Source organism: Photobacterium sp. TY1-4 (assembly GCF_025398175.1).
GTDB lineage: Bacteria > Pseudomonadota > Gammaproteobacteria > Enterobacterales > Vibrionaceae > Photobacterium.
On sequence record NZ_CP099734.1, the window covers coordinates 484,258 to 502,734 of the forward strand.

Here is an 18,477-nt window from a genome sequence, read left to right on the forward strand (position 1 = left end):
TTTACTTCAGGTTGGCGAAGTCACGCAGCAGATCGGCTTTGTCAGTTTTTTCCCAAGGGAATTCTTCACGGCCGAAGTGACCGTAAGCCGCCGTCTTCTGGTAGATTGGCTGCAGCAGATCCAGCATTTCAATCAGGCCGTATGGACGCAGGTCGAAGTGCTGACGCACTGCTTCAACAATCACATCGTGTGCCACTTTCTCAGTGCCGAAAGTTTCCACCATGATGGACGTTGGATCCGCGACACCGATGGCGTAAGACAGCTGAATTTCACAGCGAGCAGCCAGGCCGGCAGCAACGATGTTTTTCGCCACGTAACGTGCGGCATACGCCGCACTGCGGTCAACTTTTGATGGATCTTTACCGGAGAAAGCACCGCCACCGTGACGCGCGGCACCGCCGTAGGTGTCGACGATGATCTTACGGCCGGTCAGGCCACAGTCACCCATTGGACCACCAATGACGAAACGACCGGTCGGGTTGATGAAGTATTTGGTGTCTTTGGTCAGCCACTCGCTTGGCAGCACCGGCTTGATGATCTCTTCCATCACGGCTTCTTGCAGCACAGGCAGCTCGATGCTGTCACAGTGTTGCGTTGACAGAACAACCGCATCGATCCCAACGATTTTGCCTTGATCGTATGCAAAGGTAACCTGGCTTTTCGCATCCGGACGCAACCATGGCAGGGTGCCGTTTTTGCGGATTTTCGCCTGACGCTCAACCAGACGGTGGGCGTAAGTCACGGGTGCCGGCATCAGCACATCGGTTTCGTTGGTCGCGTAACCGAACATAATGCCCTGATCGCCTGCGCCCAGTTCGCGCGGATCTTCACGGTCAACACCCTGGTTGATGTCCGGAGACTGTTTCCCAATCGCGCTCAGGACCGCACAGGAGTTGGCATCAAAGCCCATGTCAGAGTGTACATAGCCGATGTCACGAACTGTTTTACGGGTGATCTCTTCAATATCAACCCAGGCAGAGGTGGTGATTTCGCCACCCACCATCACCATGCCGGTTTTGACATAGGTTTCACACGCAACACGTGCCTTCGGGTCTTGCTCCAGGATTGCATCCAATACGGCATCAGAGATCTGATCGGCAATTTTATCCGGATGTCCTTCTGATACAGACTCAGAAGTAAACAGGTGCTTTGACATGTGTACACTCACTTAAATATGGCTTGTCGATTGATTAAGAGGGGCTCTGGTGTAGAAGCATTCATCAATGATGCATATCAATGTCCGTGTTGATGGATAGAGCTACCTCCGTCTAGACGTCTATAATACCTGCACCCTGTTTTAAATCAATACCGTAATTCATGTGGAGATTGTTGAATGGTGCAAGCAATCGTTTACGTTTCATCGGGTTAATGACAGGAAAGGGCGGAAAAACCAGAGCAGGCACTTGATATGGATGAGATTTTTGCGGGAAATCGTTTGCAGAGGCAGGGCAGACTTTGCGACAATGCTCACCCGCCGATTTCAGATGCAACCCCTGCATCTATTGCTGGACAGACACCCACAATTATTATTGTCGATGAATTTCTGGAGCAGACATGCCTTCTCGTAAAGATCTTGCAAATGCAATCCGTGCCCTGAGCATGGACGGTGTACAACAAGCCAACTCCGGTCACCCGGGTGCCCCGATGGGGATGGCTGACATCGCCGAAGTCCTGTGGCGCAGCCACATGAACCACAACCCACAGAACCCGAGCTGGGCTGATCGTGACCGCTTCGTGCTGTCTAACGGCCACGGCTCAATGCTGATCTACTCGCTGCTGCACCTGACTGGTTACGCGCTGCCGATCGAAGAGCTGAAGAACTTCCGTCAGCTGCACTCGAAAACCCCGGGCCACCCGGAGTACGGTTACGCGCCGGGCATCGAAACCACCACAGGTCCGCTGGGTCAGGGCATCACCAATGCTGTGGGCATGGCAATTGCTGAAAAAGCCATGGCTGCGCAATTCAACCAGGACGGCCACGACATCGTCGATCACTTCACTTACGTGTTCATGGGCGACGGCTGTCTGATGGAAGGGATCTCGCACGAAGCCTGCTCCCTGGCCGGTACCCTGGGCCTGGGCAAACTGATCGCGTTTTGGGATGACAACGGCATCTCAATCGACGGTGAAGTGGAAGGCTGGTTCACCGACGATACTGCCAAGCGTTTTGAGTCTTACGGCTGGCACGTGATCCCGGCGGTTGACGGCCACGATCCGGAAGCGATCAACGCAGCGATTGAAGCAGCGAAAGCGGAAAGCGGCAAACCAACCCTGATCTGCACCAAAACCATCATCGGCTTCGGCTCACCAAACAAAGCCGGCTCGCACGACTGTCACGGCGCACCACTGGGCCACGACGAAATCGCTGCAGCCCGTGAATTCCTGGGCTGGAACCACGGTCCGTTTGAAATCCCGGCTGACATTGCGACAGCATGGGATGCCAAAGATGCCGGTGCTGCCAAAGAAGCAGCCTGGGACGAGAAGTTTGCAGCCTACGCGGCGGCATATCCTGAGCTGGCGGCTGAGTTCAAACGTCGCATGAACGGCGAACTGCCGGCAGAGTGGGAAGCGCAGGCAAGCCAAATCATCGCTGATCTGCAAGCCAACCCGGCCAACATCGCCTCACGTAAAGCGTCCCAAAACGCGCTGGAAGCGTTCGGCAAACTGTTGCCTGAATTCATGGGCGGCTCGGCTGACCTGGCGCCATCGAACCTGACCATGTGGTCTGGCTCGAAATCCCTGACTGCCGATGACGCGTCTGGGAACTACATCCACTACGGTGTGCGTGAGTTCGGCATGACCGCGATCATCAACGGTATCGCCCTGCACGGCGGTTTCGTACCGTACGGCGCAACCTTCCTGATGTTCATGGAATACGCCCGTAACGCCATGCGCATGGCTGCGCTGATGAAAGTGCAGAACATCCAGGTTTACACCCACGACTCGATCGGTCTGGGCGAAGACGGCCCGACCCACCAGCCGGTTGAGCAAATCGCGTCACTGCGCCTGACTCCGAACATGAGCACCTGGCGTCCTTGTGATCAGGTTGAATCTGCTGTGGCGTGGAAACTGGCGATTGAACGCAAAGACGCACCGACCGCGCTGATCTTCTCGCGCCAGAACCTGGCCCAGCAAGCACGCAGCGAAGCACAGGTGGCTGACATTGCCAAGGGGGGTTACATCCTGAAAGACAGCGACGGCAAACCTGAGCTGATCCTGATTGCGACCGGCTCTGAAGTTGAGCTGGCGGTGAAAGCTGCCGACGAGCTGACGGCTGCAGGCAAGCAGGTTCGCGTGGTCTCGATGCCATCGACCGATGCCTTCGACAAGCAAGATGCGGCTTACCGTGAGTCTGTGCTGCCATCTGACGTCACAGCGCGGATCGCGATTGAAGCCGGCATCGCCGACTTCTGGTACAAGTACGTCGGCTTTGACGGCCGCATCATCGGCATGACCACTTTCGGTGAATCTGCACCGGCCGGTCAGCTGTTTGAGATGTTCGGTTTCACCACGGAAAACGTGGTGAGCACCGCCAAAGAACTGCTGGCTTAAGCCACCGTTTGATTTATTTCGGTAAGTGAAATAAAGGCCTCCGAATGGAGGTCTTTTTTATACAAAATGGGATCTCACTCACAGTGCTATCGGGGTGAAAAGTTTGCGACGATGCTGAGCTGGGACGTTTAATTGTTTGTTTTATCTGGGTTTAGTTTGCCGGGTGACCGCGTTCACATTTATCGTGATTCTCATTCTGGCTTGGTATACACTAACCCAGCTTATCAATTTTGTAGCACGGATATGACACTAAGAGTCGCAATCAATGGATTTGGCCGTATCGGACGCAGTGTGCTTCGCGCCCTGTATGAGAGCGGTAAACATCATCAGATCAAAGTCGTGGCAGTGAACGAGTTGGCCGAGCCGGAAGCGATGGCCCACCTGTTACAGTATGACACCAGCCACGGCCGCTTTCGTAAGCCTGTCTCCCATGATCAGGAGCACCTGTTTATTGCCCACGACAATGGCGAGCAGGACAGTATCCGGATCCTGCACCAGTCTGATATTCACCTGTTGCCGTGGCAGGATCTCGAAGTCGATATTGTGCTTGACTGTACCGGGGTGTTCGGCTCGCGCGATGATGGCGAGGCGCATTTGAAAGCCGGGGCTAAAAAAGTCCTGTTTTCCCACCCGGCCGGCAATGATATCGATCACACCATCATCTACGGTGTGAACCACGACTCCCTTCGCCCGTCACACAAAATTGTTTCCAACGGCTCCTGTACCACCAACTGTATTGTTCCCGTCATCAAAGTGCTCGATGAAGCCTTTGGGATTGAATCCGGGACCATCACCACGATCCATTCCGCGATGAATGACCAGCAGGTCATCGATGCTTACCACGGCGATCTGCGTCGTACCCGCGCTGCCAGCCAGTCCATTATCCCGGTTGATACCAAACTTCATTTAGGGATTGGTCGAATCTTTCCGAAATTTTCTGACAAATTTGAAGCCATCTCTGTGCGCGTGCCCACAATTAACGTTACGGCGATGGATTTAAGTGTCACAGTGAAAACAAATGTGAAAGTTAATGACGTAAATCAATCACTGGCAGAGGCGTCTCGTTGTACATTAGGCGGTATTGTGGACTATACCGAAGCCCCGCTGGTTTCCATCGATTTCAATCATGACCCCCACAGTGCCATTGTGGACGGAACGCAAACCCGGGTAAGTAACCAGCATTTGCTCAAGCTCCTGGTCTGGTGTGATAACGAATGGGGATTTGCCAACCGGATGCTGGACACCGCGTTAGCAATGCAGGCGGCCGATACGCTGCCTGAAACAACTGAGTAGTAAGAATTAGCGGGCCGGGCAGTGACGCCGGGCCGACAAAAACTTTGACTTTAAATTAATCAATGTTGAGAGGACAAACCATGTCTGTAATCAAGATGACTGATCTGGACCTTGCAGGTAAACGCGTTTTCATTCGTGCAGACCTAAACGTGCCAGTGAAAGACGGCAAAGTAACTTCTGATGCACGTATTCTGGCATCACTGCCTACAATCAAGCACTGCCTGGAAGCGGGTGCGAAAGTCATGGTGACATCTCACCTGGGTCGCCCGACTGAAGGTGAGTACGCAGAAGAGTTCTCTCTACAACCGGTTGTGAACTACCTGAACGACGCCCTGGATTGCGACGTGAAGCTGGCCAAAGACTACCTGGACGGGATTGAGCTGAACGCCGGTGAGCTGGTGGTTCTGGAAAATGTTCGCTTTAACCAAGGCGAGAAGAAGAACGAAGAAGCACTGTCGAAGAAATATGCAGCCCTGTGTGATGTGTTCGTGATGGATGCCTTCGGTACGGCGCACCGTGCACAGGCCTCGACGCACGGCGTTGGCATGTTCGCACCAATCGCGTGCGCCGGTCCGCTGCTGGCCAACGAGCTGGATGCCCTGGGCAAAGCGATGGATAAACCAGCGCGCCCAATGGTAGCGATTGTCGGTGGCTCTAAAGTGTCAACCAAACTGACGGTGCTGGAGTCACTGTCGAAAGTGGCTGATCAGCTGGTTGTCGGTGGCGGTATCGCCAACACCTTCATTGCTGCTGCGGGCCACAACGTGGGTAAATCCCTGTACGAAGCGGATCTGGTCGGCACTGCCAAGAAACTGATGGAAGAGTGTGCGATTCCGGTCGCGACGGATGTTGCGTGTGCCAAAGCGTTTGACGAGAACGCAGAAGCCGAAATCAAACATGTTTCTGAAGTGCAGGACGATGACATGATCTTCGACCTGGGTCCAGAATCCACAGCAGCACTTGCAGAAATTCTGAAGAACGCGAAAACCATCCTGTGGAACGGCCCGGTTGGTGTATTCGAGTTCAAGAACTTTGAAGCCGGCACCAAAGGTATTTCTGAAGCCATTGCCGCTTCTGAAGGTTTCTCTGTTGCAGGGGGTGGTGACACCCTGGCTGCGATTGACAAGTTCGGTATCAAGGCGGATGTTTCTTACATCTCAACGGGTGGCGGCGCATTCCTGGAGTTCGTGGAAGGCAAAACCCTGCCGGCAGTTGCGATGCTGGAAGAGCGTGCTAAAGCTTAATGACACATGGGCGGGAGCCAATCGCTCCCGCACTTTAATTGTTTGTTAGCAAGGCCCCGATTTTGTAGAATGTCGGCTTGAAGCAAACGATTGCAAAGATTTATCTTTCATACAGACAACAAGGCAAATAGGACTATTGTTATGTCTAAGATCTTCGATTTCGTAAAACCTGGTGTAATTTCTGGCGACGACGTACAGAAAGTATTTGAAGTTGCAAAAGAAAATCAATTTGCACTTCCTGCGGTGAACGTAGTGAACACTGACTCGATCAATGCTGTCCTGGAAGCGGCTGCCAAAGTGAAAGCGCCAGTTGTGATTCAGTTCTCAAACGGCGGTGCTGGTTTCTTCGTCGGTAAAGGACTGAAACTAGAAGGTCAGGAAGCACAAATCAAAGGTGCGGTTGCGGGTGCGAAATACGTGCACGCGATTGCTGAGTCTTACGGTGTGCCTGTCATTCTGCACACTGACCACGCTGCGAAAAAACTACTGCCTTGGATCGACGGCCTGCTGGATGCGGGTGAAGCGTTCTTTGCACAAACCGGCAAGCCACTGTTCTCTTCTCACATGATCGATCTGTCTGAAGAGTCACTGGAAGAAAACATCGAGATCTGTGCTCAGTACCTGACGCGCATGGCGAAGATGAACATGACGCTGGAAATCGAACTGGGTTGTACCGGCGGTGAAGAAGACGGCGTTGACAACTCCGATATGGATCAGTCTGAGCTGTACACATCTCCGGAAGATGTTGCTTACGCTTACGAAAAACTGAATGCCATCAGCCACCGTTTCACCATTGCGGCGTCTTTCGGTAACGTACACGGTGTTTACAAGCCAGGTAACGTTGTACTGACTCCGACGATTCTGCGTGATTCTCAAGCATACTGTTCTGAGAAATTCGGTATTGCGTCAAACGCGCTGAACTTCGTCTTCCACGGTGGTTCAGGCTCATCTCTGGAAGAGATCCGCGAGTCTATCTCTTACGGTGTGATCAAAATGAACATTGATACCGATACGCAGTGGGCGACTTGGGACGGTATTCGTCAGTACGAAGCTGAAAACCACGATTACCTGCAAGGCCAGATCGGTAACCCAACCGGTGAAGATGCACCGAACAAGAAATACTACGACCCACGTGTATGGTTGCGTGCGGGCCAGGCATCTATGGTAAAACGTCTGGAGCAAGCGTTCTCTGATCTGAACGCGATCGACGTACTGTAAGACAGCCTCTGTTGTCCTTGAGAAAAGCCCGCCTTGTGCGGGTTTTTTTCGGCCAGGGGAAATGGAATGTGATCTGAGTCGGGTTTTTGTTGGTGTTTTCAATCGGCAACGGTATTATCCGGCCCGATGAGACTTGCGAATGATTCGCCTATGAAATGAAATCACTGTTATAGTGGTTGTAGCATAAGTCATTCAATTGCGTTGAAGAAATAAACAAAATGCCGCTCCCGCAAACTGAAACACCGCGGGAAAGTCGATAACTACTAGCAGAGTAAGATAGGTATGAGTGAGAGTGTTGCAGAAACGGTCGTAGATACGATTAAGGATAACGAGTTAACCAGTGGTGTCCTGAATGCCGGGACCTGGATTGCGGACAACCAGGACTTGCTGATCCAGTATGGGGTGAACCTCATTTCAGCGCTGCTGATCCTGTTTATTGGTAATATCATCACCAAGGTCATTGCCAACGGCGTTGCGAAAATGCTGCGGAAAAAGCAGATGGACGGTGCGGTAGTCGAGTTCCTGCACTCTCTGGTTCGCTATCTGCTGTTCGTGATTGTGCTGATTGCCGCCTTGGGCCGGGTTGGCGTGCAAACGGCCTCTGTGGTTGCCGTGATCGGTGCCGCCGGCTTGGCCATCGGCCTGGCCTTGCAGGGCTCGCTGTCGAACTTCGCCGCCGGGGTGCTGATTGTTGCGTTCCGTCCGTTTAAGTCGGGTGATTATGTTGAGGTAGGTGGTGTTGCCGGTTCGGTTGAATCGATCCAGGTGTTCTCGACCGTGTTGAATACCCCGGATAACAAGATGGTGGTGGTGCCGAACGCGGCCGTCATTGGCGGTCCGATCACCAACTATTCGCGCCATCAGACCCGCCGGATTGATTTTGTGATCGGTGTTTCCTATAAATCTGATTTGAAGAAAACCAAAGCGGTGCTGAGCCGGGTAGTGGCGGCAGAGCCGCGTGTCCTGCAGGATCCGAAGCCGACGATTGGCGTCGTGGCGCTGGCCGATTCATCCGTTAACTTCGTGGTACGTCCTTGGGTCAAAACGTCGGAGTACTGGGCGGTTTACTTTGACTTGCTGCAGGCGATCAAAGAAGAGCTGGATAAAGAAGGGATTGAAATTCCGTTCCCGCAAATGGATGTTCACCTGAACAAGGTTGAAGATTAATCCCGCAGGTCTGAATGACGACGATGCGAGCATGACAAATGGAGCCGAAGCGGCTCCATTTTTTATGCCTGCCGCCAGCAGCTTTATCTGAGGAGTCGGATCACCGGGTTGGGTAGTGTGGCGAGCAGGGTGTCGAGATCTGCGCTGGCAAAGGCGAACGTATATTCCGGCTCGCCCGGGGTATACATCAGTTCCGGATGCCGATAGAGCACCGGATCAACCAGCAAGACGATCGCTTCGTCGAGTCCAAACGGACAGACCGCGCCCGGCGCGCAGCCGATGACAGCAACCATTTCTTCATGGCTGCAGACCGAGACCCGTTTGCCCAGCGCCTGCTTGACTTGTTTACTGTCGAGCCGGCTGTCTTTATGGGTCAGCAGCAGGCTGTGCCCGCCGCCTTTGACCTTCAGAAACAGACTTTTGGTTGGTGCCGCCGTCCAGCCCAGTGTTTCGGCCAGTTTGGCATCTGTTTCATAATCTAAAATCGGTTCGTGCTGCCAGGATTGATATCCTACGCCGGCCTGTTGAAACAGGCTCAGATTGTTCTGGTATATGACGGCTTGTCTATCCGAGGGCATAGTCGCTCCAGAGTTGCTGCGCCAGATGGCTGGCAATAAAAAACATCATCGCCGCAACGGCCAGGTCAATACCACGTTTAACGGCTGGTTTTGACAGGGTTGGCCCCAGCTTGGCGGCTCCGATTGAAATGGTATAGAACCAGACGAAGGAAGCCAGGATGGTCCCAATCGCAAAGGCGATCCGATCATGGCCTTCAAACTGCCCGCCGATAGAGCCCAGGATGACCACCGTATCGAGATACATATGCGGATTCAGGACGGTCACCGCCAGCGCACCGAGGATCACCGCGCGGCGGCCGCGGGCCAGCTTCTGGGCTGATAGCTCTTCGGCATTGGCCGGACGCAGGGCACTGCTCAGGGACAGCGCGCCGTAGAACAGCAGGAACAAAATACCGCCGAGAGTGACGCCGGTCAGCAGGGTTTCATTGCTGGAGAGCAGGGCGCCACCGCCAAAGATCCCCAGGCTGATGAACAGGGCATCCAGCAGAATGCAAATCGTCGCTGTGGTTAGGTGATGATTGCGTTTAATTCCCTGATTCAACACAAATGCGTTCTGCGCTCCGATCGGGATAATCATACTGGCCCCTAAACCGAAGCCTTGTAATAGCGCCCAAATACTCATAATCGCGGTGGTTCCTTTAATTGATTGAATTGACGGTGGTATGGATTGGCGCAAGCTTACGCTTCACGCTAGGATTAAGTACAGCTAATAATGTTTATCTATCATTAGACACTCTTATAAAGGCAGGGAGGGGCAATGAGAGGACTGGATTACCGGTGGATTGAAGCGCTGGATGCGGTGATTTCCCAGCGCGGGTTTGAGCGCGCAGCCGAGGATTTGTGTATTACCCAATCAGCGGTGTCGCAGCGGATCAAGCAATTGGAAAAGCTGATGGCCCAGCCGATGCTGGTGCGAGAACAGCCGCCCCGGCCGACCCCGGCCGGGCAGAAACTGCTGGGACTCTATCGACGGGTCCGCTTGCTGGAGCAGGAGTTGCTGCCGGCCCTGGCAACCGATGCTGACGATCAACCGATGTCGGTGGCAATTGCCACCAATGCTGACAGCCTGGCTACCTGGTTGTTACCGGCGCTCAGTCCGTTGCTGAAATCCCGCCGGATAGAGCTCAACCTGTTGGTCGAGGATGAAGCCCGGACGCTGGATAAGCTGCGCAGCGGCGAAGTGGTGGGGGCGCTCAGTATGGAAAGCCGCCCGTTGCCGGGGTGTGTGGCGGAATATCTGGGGCGGGTCGACTATCTTTGTGTGGCCAGTCCGGCATTTGTCAGGCAGTATTTTTCTGCCGGGGTGACGCGTACGTCCTTGATGTCGGCACCCGGGGTGACGTTTGATCCCCATGACGACATGCATGAGCAGTTTGTGCACCAGCATTTTAATCTGCCGCCGGGCCGTGTGATGAAGCATACGGTCCGCTCGTCGGAAGCCTTTGTGCGTCTGGCTCTGGAAGGCATTGCGTTCTGCCTGATCCCCCGGGTTCAGATCCAGCAGGAGCTGGCACAGGGACTGCTGGTCAATGTTACCCCGGAGATCATGCTCAGCCGCCGGATGTACTGGCATCACTGGGTGCTGGAAAGCGGGGTGCTGTCTGAACTCACCCAGCAGTTGACTCAGTATGCCCGGCACATTCTGCCGCAGTAGGGCAGGAAGTACAGTCGGCTGAGGTTGTTAGATTAAAAACGTTGTACAAAATTTTATGTGCGGCGACGGATAGTTTGCGGTTCTTCGTTGTCCAACCTTTCAGACTCAATCAATGTTATGAACTGGAGAGCTTATGAAGAAACATCTACTGGCGGTTGCCCTGGGGATTGCTGCACTGGGCGTGACACCGGCATTTGCTGCCAATCTCACGGTGCCGCACCTCGAAACCGTCGGCCAGGGTGAAGTCACAGCGCAGCCGGATATGGCCGAGTTCTCTGTGGCGGTGGAAGAAACCCGTGCCAGCGCGAAAGAAGCCAAGCAAGCGGTGGACAAAGCGGTCACGGCGTTTGTTGAGCGACTGGTCGCCAGCGGGGTTGAGCGCAGCGATATTCTCAGTGCGAACATCAGCCTTCACCCGCAATATCATTATCCGAAAGACGAAAAGCCCGAGCTGATCGGATACCGTGCCAGCCGCCATATTACGGTGATGGTGCATGATCTGAGCAAGCTCAATGAGTATCTCGATAACGCATTGGGCGACGGGATCAACCGGATCAACAATATCCAGCTGAAACTCAGCAACGAGGCGGAGTATCTGGAGCAGGCGCGTCAGGCCGCCATCAAGGACGCACAGGCGAAAGCCGAATCACTGGCCAAAGGTTTCGGTACCCGATTGGATGGCGTCTGGCAGATCACCTATCAGGTTGCACAGCCGCGCCCGGTGATGATGATGAAGATGGCAATGGATGCGGGGGCACCGGAAATCGCCGCGACCTACCAGGATACGGAAATGACGATCCGGGATCGGGTTGAGGTGGTCTTTAAGCTGGAAGAGTAAGCGCCAGCGATTTGAATAAAAAGCGGCGAGAGGGAGATCTCTCGCCGTTTTTTTGGCCAAGGATGAGCGGTTGATTAGTGCAAAATACGGGCGCGGATCGTGCCGTCGATCGCTTTGAGCTTGGTCAGGGCTTCTTCGGCGCGCTCGGTTTCGACATCAATCACCACATAGCCGATTTCCGGACCGGTTTGCAGGTATTGGGCGGCAATGTTGATCCCATCTGCGGCGAAAATCGTGGTGATCTGGTTCAGGATCCCCGGGCGGTTTTCGTGAATATGCAGCAGGCGTGAGCAGTTACGGTGCTCCGGCAGCGAGACTTCCGGGAAACCGACGGCCGACAGGGTCGAGCCGTTGTCTGAATACTTGGCCATCTTACCGGCGACTTCGATGCCGATGTTCTGTTGGGCTTCCTGGGTGGAGCCGCCGATGTGCGGGGTCAGCAATACGTTGTCGAATTTGGTCAACGGAGACTCAAACGGGTCGTTGTTGGTTTTCGGCTCAACCGGGAACACGTCGATGGCCGCACCGGCCAAGTGTTTGCTTTCCAGGGCGCTGCACAGGGCGTCAATATCGACGACCGTTCCGCGGGCGGCGTTGATAAAGATTGCCCCCGGCTTCATGCGGGCGAACTCTTCGGCACCCATCATATCCTGGGTGCCCGGGGTTTCCGGTACATGCAGGCTGATCACGTCACATTTATTGAGCAGTTCGCTCAGGGAAGGCACCTGGGTCGCATTGCCGAGCGACAGCTTGTTCTCGATATCGTAGAAATAAACATCCATCCCGAGGTTTTCAGCCAGGATCCCCAGTTGGGTCCCGATATGGCCGTAACCGATGATCCCCAGTTTTTTGCCGCGGGCCTCAAACGAGTGGTCGGCGGATTTCTGCCATTCACCGCGATGCGCCATGGCATTCTTTTCCGGAATGCCGCGCAGCAGCAGCAGGGTTTCCCCGAGCACCAGCTCAGCGACACTGCGGGTATTGGAGAACGGGGCGTTGAAGACCGGGATCCCGCGTCGCATGGCGGCATCGAGGTCGACCTGGTTGGTTCCGATACAGAAACAGCCGACGGCGATCAGTTTTTGTGCGGCATTGAAAACTTCTTCGGTCAGTTGGGTGCGGGAGCGGATCCCGACGAAATGTGCATCCTGAATGGCTTCCAGCAGCTCATCCCCGGCCAGGGAGCCTTTGTGGTACTCAATATTGGTGTAGCCGGCTTGCTGCAGAACTTCAATTGCTGACGGGTGGACCCCTTCGAGCAAGAGAATCTTAATTTTGTCTTTATCCAGTGAAACTTTAGCCATTGGGTTCTCATCCTTAAAAACATGAGTCGGCGCGCTCAGGCGGGAAACCAGCGTGCGGACAGAAACGGCTAGCATGTGGAGATTTCCGGCATACTGGCGGCCCTGGGCCCTGACTCAAACGTTTGCTACATGCTGGTATTAAAGTATCAAAAAATAATCACCATGGGTAAGAATATTACAATAAAGATAAGAAAAAACGGCATAAATTATGCCGTTTTGTAATCAAATAACAGGATTCAGCTGCGCAGGCTGAAGCACGGATTATTTTTCAAACTTTTTCACGCCTTCCGGAGAGCCGACCAGCAGGACGTCCGCGCCGCGGTGGGCAAACAGGCCGACGGTGACTACGCCCGGCAGGGCATTGATTTGATCTTCCAGCAGTTTCGGATCCGTGATCTGCATGTTATGCACATCCAGGATGATGTTGCCGTTGTCGGTCACGCAACCTTCACGGTAGACCGGGTCGCCGCCCAGTTTCACCAGCTCGCGGCCGATGTAGGAGCGTGCCATCGGGATCACTTCAACCGGGAGCGGGAACTGACCCAGGACGTCGACTTGCTTGGTGTCGTCGACAATGCAGACAAACGTTTTGGCAATGGCAGCGACAATTTTCTCGCGCGTCAGCGCAGCACCGCCGCCCTTGATCATGTCGAATGCGCCGTTGATCTCATCTGCGCCGTCGACGTAGATATCCAGGCTGGAGACTTCATTGGCATCGAAGACCGGGATCCCGAGCTCTTCCAGGCGTTGGGTGGACGCGACGGAGCTTGAGACCGCGCCTTCGATTTCTTCCTTACGGGTTGCCAGTGCATCGATGAAGTGATTCACGGTTGAGCCTGTGCCGACCCCGACAATGCTGCCTTTCTTGACGTAATCCAGAGCAGCCCAACCGGCAGCTTTCTTCATTTCATCTTGTGTCATGCCTTTCTCCTAATGATGACAAACGTTGCGCGGAGCGCTGATTATAGCGGACGGGAGAGCAGGCGTCAGGCGAATTCTCGGCGCTGCTGCGCCGTTACTTCCAGCTGAAATGGCAGCTCGGGGTCAGAATTTCCGGTAGCGGCACATCCCAGGCTTCAAACGGCAGGACATCCACCTGCTGGCAGTCATGGGCCAGGCCCAGCGGCTGCGGTCCCTGCCGTTCATGGTGCCAACGGTTGAGGGTGCGATCATAATAACCGCCGCCCATGCCCAGGCGCTGTCCGGTGCTGTCAAATGCCACCAGCGGCGTACAGATCAGATCCAGCTCATGAACGGGTTTGACCAGGCGAATATCCAAGCGCGGCTCTTCAATCTGGTACTTGTTGGTGGTCATCCGGGTGGCCGGTGTGTAGTGGAGAAACAGTAGCTGCCCCTTGCTGAACGGGTGGAGTACCGGCAGGTAAACGGATTTTTCCTGTTGCCAAAGCCATGCAATCAGCGGGCGGGTATCAATTTCCCCGTCATTTGCCAGATACAGGGCAATATGCCGGGCCTGCAAGGCGCTTTCTGCTTGCTGGAATTGCGTCAGGAGATCCTCGCTGGCTTGTTGCTGCTGGGCCGGAGTCAGGGCTCGACGGCGCAGACGAATGTGTTGACGGATATGCTGGCGTGGTGAAGAAGGCTGAACAGGCTGTTTCATAAGTCATCCGGTGACGATGAGAGATTCAGCAGGGAGAACAAAACAGTGTTGAAAAACAGTGTCGAGAAGTGCGCATCCGTTGCCGTTTCTCGGAAGTGATAGGGATGCCCCAAGGTGCCGTTGTGAATTGTGGCCCTTGAACCAGACGTTCAAGGTGGATCGGCAACATTAACCGTAGGCTTCTCAGTACGAGCTGAGCATGCTCAGTAGCTAATAAAAGCAGATCCCGGTTTTTTGCTTATCGGCTCGGGGACGTTAATCCACTGACGTACACCCCAGGGTCAATTCATTATCAACGCTTTGGTTGAATTTGCAATGCCTTATCCAATGTTTCTGATAGTTCATTGATTCTATTGGATAAATTTGCGTCATTCTGGTGTTGTACCTGACGCTCGCTATGCAGCTCGTTACAGATGTTCAGGCCGGTAAACATCAACAGCTGCTCGGCGTTATTGATGTTGGTCCGTTCGGACAAGTCCTGCAGACGTTGATCAAAATCTTTGGCCGCGGCTCGGAGCGCATCTTCCTGGCCGAGCGGGCAATTTACCTTTAGGTTACGCCCTAAAATCTGAATTTCAACAGCCTGAGTACTCATAAATTTATTATTTTGCTCCGTGCCAGTTGGCTGTTTCAGCCAGCGCCGACGATCCGCGATAGGGGCTAAATATAGAAAAAGCATTTTCAACATGCAAGCCCGCGCGCCATGCTTTGCCGCAAGTGGTCAGGGACTAGCCAGTTGATGATTGGCACCTGCTGGTCGCGGCGACAGTCATCGATGGCGACACGCCCGAAAAGGGGGATGAAGCCTGCGAATTGCGGCCAGGTCATTAGCCTGTTTTGCGCCTTAGTGGTAGCATACCACAATTAGATTGAGCACCAATGAAATTAAGGTAAACGCCCATGAGCAAAGTGACATTACCCGCGTATACGGCGGTGGAAGCGGCATTGAAAGATCATGGTCTGGCGGTTACGCCGTCAGAGCTCCATGGTTTGCTGAGCGGGATGATTTGTGGCGGGATGTCGGTTGAAGATAACAGCTGGGTCGGCCCGATTAGTGACTATGCCAATGAGGGCGCGCCACTGACTGACGGTGCCAAAGCTGTGGTCAGCAGTGTCTATGAAGCGGCGGCTGCGGAGCTGGGCGGATTGGTGACCCTGTTAACCACCTCGACTGCGACCGAGCTGGCCGATGCGGAGTTTCATGTGTCGCTGTTGTTGCCGGAAGCCGGGACCGATTTGATGCTGCGTGCAGAGAGCCTGAGCGAGTGGGCGACCAACTTTATTTCCGGGCTGGGCCTGATGGGGATCGAGAAACACAAGCTGTCACCGGAGGTGGCGGAAGCGGTCTCCGTGCTGGAAGAAATCGCACAACTGGGGATCGATGAAGACGATGATCTGGCCGAGCAAGCGGCATTGTTTGAAAACGTGCTGGCCTATGTGCCGGAATGTATCCTGACCTGTCTGGTCGAGCTGAGCCAACGTCCGGGCGCGCAGGAAGCTGCGGATGAGGCAGAGCCTTATATTCCGGGGATCAGCCCGGATCAGAAGCCGACCCTGCATTAATCATTAACACATAGGGACTGGATGTGAAGCAGTATGATGTGATCATTGCCGGCGGGGCCATGGCGGGGGCAACCCTCGCCATGGCGTTGGATAAGCTGGGGCACGGGCAATTGCGCATTGCCGTGGTGGAGGCGGTTGCACCGCGTTTGGATCAGCATCCGGGCTATGACGCCCGCAGTATTGCGCTGTCGCTGGGTTCGGCGGAGATCCTGGCACAAATCGGTGTATGGCAGCCCCTGGCTGAGCTGGCGACTCCGATTTCAGAGATCCATGTGTCGGATCAGGGCCATGCCGGGATGGTACATATGGATGCCGATGAGCAGGCGGTGGCTGCCCTGGGGTATGTGATCGAGCTGGCCGATGCCGGTGCCCTGTTTCATCAGCGCCTGGCCGCGTTAGCCCAGGTTGATTTGCTGTGCCCGGCAACGATTACCGGGATCGAGCGCCAGCAGGATGGGATCACGCTCCAACTGGAGCAGGGCGATCCGATCCGGGGCAAGCTGCTGGTGGCGGCTGACGGTGCGTTGTCTGCCTGCTGCGAGATGCTCAAGATCGGCCGCCAGGAGCAGGATTTCAACCAGGTGGCGATTATTGCCAATATCACCACGGCGCAGCCGCACCAGGGCCGCGCCTTCGAACGCTTCACTCCGAGTGGTCCGGTAGCATTGCTGCCGATGTCGGAAGGGCGCAGTTCGCTGGTATGGTGTATCCGTCCGGAAGATCAGCATCAAGTCCTGGAATGGAGTGATGCGCAGTTTCTCCACCAGCTCCAACAGGCTTTCGGCTGGCGGTTGGGGCGGTTGGTGAAAACCGGGGCCCGCTGTGCCTACCCGCTGTTGTTGCGTCAGGCGCAGCAGCTGACGTCCCACCGGGTTGCCGTGGTCGGCAACGCCGCCCAGACCTTACACCCGATTGCCGGTCAGGGGTTTAACCTGGGTCTGCGGGATGTGATGACGCTGGCGGAAGAGGTGGTTCGTGGGCTGGACCGGGGCGAAGACCCGGGCAGTGTAGCGGTACTGAGCCGCTATCGCCAACGTCGACAGCCGGATCGGGAGGCAACCGTCACCCTGACCTCCGGTCTGGTCAGCGTGTTTGCCAATTCCAGCTTTCCGTTAGCGGTGGGCCGCAATTGCGGCCTGATGGCGATGAGTTTGCTCGATACAATCAAGACACCGCTGGTTCGGCGGGCAATGGGACAGGTAGAAAGATAATCATGATGCAGAGTGTAGATGTTGCCATTATCGGCGGCGGGATGGTGGGCCTGACGTTGGCTGCTGCCCTGGCGGAGACCGAATTGCGGGTTGCGGTGATTGAAGGCCGGTTGCCGGAGACGGAACTGGGTCCCTTACCGGATATTCGCGTCTCGGCATTAAGCCGGGCTAGTGAGCGAATTTTGCGCCGTATCGGAGCCTGGGAAGGCATTGAAGCCCGTCGTCTGAGCCCGTATGACAAAATGCAGGTCTGGGAGCAGGACAGCTTTGCGGGGATCGCCTTCGAGGCCGAGCGACTGTCGCAGCCAAACCTGGGGCATATTGTCGAAAACCGGGTGATCCAACTGGCGTTGCTGGATCGCGTTGCCCAGTTGCCTAATGTAACCCTACTGGCGCCCGAGCGATGTCAAAGCATTGCCTTTGGTGAGCGTGAAGCCTGGTTGAGCTTGGCCTCCGGCAAGAGCCTGACGGCCAAATTGGTGGTCGGCGCCGACGGTGCCAACTCCTGGTTGCGCCAGCAACTGGATATTCCCCTGACCCATTGGGATTACGGCCATAGCGCCGTGGTGGCCAACATTCGCTGTGCGGAGCCGCACGGCATGACGGCCCGTCAGATTTTCCGCCCGCAAGGGCCGTTGGCGTTCCTGCCATTGCCGGACAGCGATTTATGCTCGATTGTCTGGTCAGTTGCACCGGAAGAAGCCGAACGCCTGGTCGCGTTGTCTGACGAGGCGTTTAACAAGGAACTTACCAGTGCCTTTGACCATCGCCTGGGGCTTTGCCGGGTAGAAGGTGCGCGCCAGGCATTTCCGCTCAAGATGCGCTATGCCCGTGACTTTGTCCGCGATCGGGTGGCGCTGGTTGGCGATGCTGCCCACACCATCCATCCGCTGGCCGGGCAGGGCGTGAACTTGGGTCTGCTCGATGCCGCCAGCCTGGCCCAGGAGATCAAGGCATTGTGGCAGCAGGATCTCGACATCGGTCAGCAAGCCCACCTGCGTCACTATGAGCGCTGGCGCAAGGCCGAGGCGGCCAAGATGATCACGGCGATGCAGGCGTTCCGCGATCTGTTTGCGGGCAGCCATCCGGCGAAAAAGCTGCTCCGGGATCTGGGCATGCTGCTGGCCGATAAGGCACCGGGCGTCAAAGATGAGTTTATGCGTCGTGCCTTAGGTCTGAGCGGGGAATTGCCGGAGCTGGCCCAATACACGCGTTAAGCGTTTGGGAGATGCCG

General features: G+C 55.2%; 17 protein-coding genes and 1 other RNA gene. 10 read left to right on the plus strand and 8 right to left on the minus strand.

The genetic code is table 11. The features are described from left to right. Position 1 precedes the first annotated feature (1 nt). Positions 2-1,156, minus strand: coding sequence for a methionine adenosyltransferase (metK, locus tag NH461_RS02395; protein WP_261601737.1), 1,155 nt, complete (start codon positions 1,154-1,156; stop codon positions 2-4). Between the two features lie 398 nt (positions 1,157-1,554). On the opposite strand from metK, the gene tkt reads away from it, so the two are divergent. The 5 genes from tkt to mscS all read left to right on the plus strand — a co-directional run bounded on the left by tkt (position 1,555) and on the right by mscS (position 8,474). Next, on the plus strand, positions 1,555-3,552 hold the full coding sequence (gene tkt / locus NH461_RS02400) for a transketolase (protein ID WP_261601738.1): 1,998 nt from the start codon (positions 1,555-1,557) through the stop codon (positions 3,550-3,552). A gap of 243 nt (positions 3,553-3,795) precedes the next feature. Further along, positions 3,796-4,845: an erythrose-4-phosphate dehydrogenase gene (epd, locus tag NH461_RS02405; RefSeq protein WP_261601739.1), complete on the plus strand. Its 1,050-nt coding sequence runs from the start codon at positions 3,796-3,798 to the stop codon at positions 4,843-4,845. Positions 4,846-4,925: 80 nt separating this feature from the next. Beyond that, positions 4,926-6,089, plus strand: coding sequence for a phosphoglycerate kinase (locus NH461_RS02410; RefSeq protein WP_261601740.1), 1,164 nt, complete (start codon positions 4,926-4,928; stop codon positions 6,087-6,089). 141 nt (positions 6,090-6,230) lie between these two features. After that, on the plus strand, positions 6,231-7,307 hold the full coding sequence (gene fbaA, locus NH461_RS02415) for a class II fructose-bisphosphate aldolase (protein WP_261601741.1): 1,077 nt from the start codon (positions 6,231-6,233) through the stop codon (positions 7,305-7,307). A 282-nt stretch (positions 7,308-7,589) separates the two neighbouring features. Beyond that, on the plus strand, positions 7,590-8,474 hold the full coding sequence (gene mscS / locus NH461_RS02420) for a small-conductance mechanosensitive channel MscS (protein ID WP_261601742.1): 885 nt from the start codon (positions 7,590-7,592) through the stop codon (positions 8,472-8,474). An 83-nt stretch (positions 8,475-8,557) separates the two neighbouring features. On the opposite strand, the gene NH461_RS02425 is transcribed toward mscS, so the two are convergent. Further along, positions 8,558-9,052, minus strand: a complete 495-nt coding sequence (locus NH461_RS02425) for a YbaK/EbsC family protein (protein WP_261601743.1) — start codon at positions 9,050-9,052, stop codon at positions 8,558-8,560. Continuing rightward, positions 9,039-9,674, minus strand: coding sequence for a LysE/ArgO family amino acid transporter (locus NH461_RS02430; RefSeq protein ID WP_261601744.1), 636 nt, complete (start codon positions 9,672-9,674; stop codon positions 9,039-9,041). The genes NH461_RS02425 and NH461_RS02430 overlap by 14 nt, the downstream gene beginning before the upstream one ends. A gap of 135 nt (positions 9,675-9,809) precedes the next feature. Here NH461_RS02430 and NH461_RS02435 point away from each other — a divergent pair, with 135 nt between their 5' ends. Both NH461_RS02435 and NH461_RS02440 read left to right on the plus strand, forming a co-directional pair. Then, a complete protein-coding gene (locus NH461_RS02435; RefSeq protein ID WP_261601745.1) occupies positions 9,810-10,706 on the plus strand; it encodes a LysR family transcriptional regulator ArgP in 897 nt (298 codons plus the stop codon). Between the two features lie 133 nt (positions 10,707-10,839). Beyond that, entirely contained in the window at positions 10,840-11,544 is a 705-nt protein-coding gene (locus NH461_RS02440; protein WP_261601746.1) for an oxidative stress defense protein, read from the plus strand. 74 nt (positions 11,545-11,618) lie between these two features. Here the strand turns inward: NH461_RS02440 and serA are convergent, their stop codons facing one another. From serA to zapA, 5 genes are all read right to left on the minus strand, one after another. Continuing rightward, complete coding sequence (serA, locus tag NH461_RS02445) at positions 11,619-12,848, minus strand: phosphoglycerate dehydrogenase (protein ID WP_261601747.1); 1,230 nt, start codon at positions 12,846-12,848, stop codon at positions 11,619-11,621. Between the two features lie 261 nt (positions 12,849-13,109). After that, positions 13,110-13,769 carry a ribose-5-phosphate isomerase RpiA gene (rpiA, locus tag NH461_RS02450; RefSeq protein ID WP_261601748.1) on the minus strand — a complete coding sequence of 220 codons (660 nt, stop codon included), beginning with the start codon at positions 13,767-13,769 and terminating at the stop codon, positions 13,110-13,112. Between the two features lie 94 nt (positions 13,770-13,863). After that, a complete protein-coding gene (locus NH461_RS02455) occupies positions 13,864-14,469 on the minus strand; it encodes a 5-formyltetrahydrofolate cyclo-ligase (protein WP_261601749.1) in 606 nt (201 codons plus the stop codon). Positions 14,470-14,571: 102 nt separating this feature from the next. Beyond that, positions 14,572-14,754, minus strand: a non-coding RNA gene (gene ssrS, locus NH461_RS02460) — 6S RNA. A 7-nt stretch (positions 14,755-14,761) separates the two neighbouring features. Beyond that, a complete protein-coding gene (zapA, locus tag NH461_RS02465) occupies positions 14,762-15,064 on the minus strand; it encodes a cell division protein ZapA (protein ID WP_261602811.1) in 303 nt (100 codons plus the stop codon). A 305-nt stretch (positions 15,065-15,369) separates the two neighbouring features. Here zapA and NH461_RS02470 point away from each other — a divergent pair, with 305 nt between their 5' ends. From NH461_RS02470 to NH461_RS02480, 3 genes are read left to right on the plus strand one after another with little or no spacing between them, the layout of a single operon-like run. Next, on the plus strand, positions 15,370-16,032 hold the full coding sequence (locus NH461_RS02470) for a UPF0149 family protein (RefSeq protein ID WP_261601750.1): 663 nt from the start codon (positions 15,370-15,372) through the stop codon (positions 16,030-16,032). 23 nt (positions 16,033-16,055) lie between these two features. Beyond that, on the plus strand, positions 16,056-17,243 hold the full coding sequence (gene ubiH / locus NH461_RS02475; RefSeq protein WP_261601751.1) for a 2-octaprenyl-6-methoxyphenyl hydroxylase: 1,188 nt from the start codon (positions 16,056-16,058) through the stop codon (positions 17,241-17,243). 2 nt (positions 17,244-17,245) lie between these two features. Next, a complete protein-coding gene (locus NH461_RS02480) occupies positions 17,246-18,460 on the plus strand; it encodes an FAD-dependent 2-octaprenylphenol hydroxylase (RefSeq protein WP_261601752.1) in 1,215 nt (404 codons plus the stop codon). Positions 18,461-18,477: the final 17 nt, after the last annotated feature.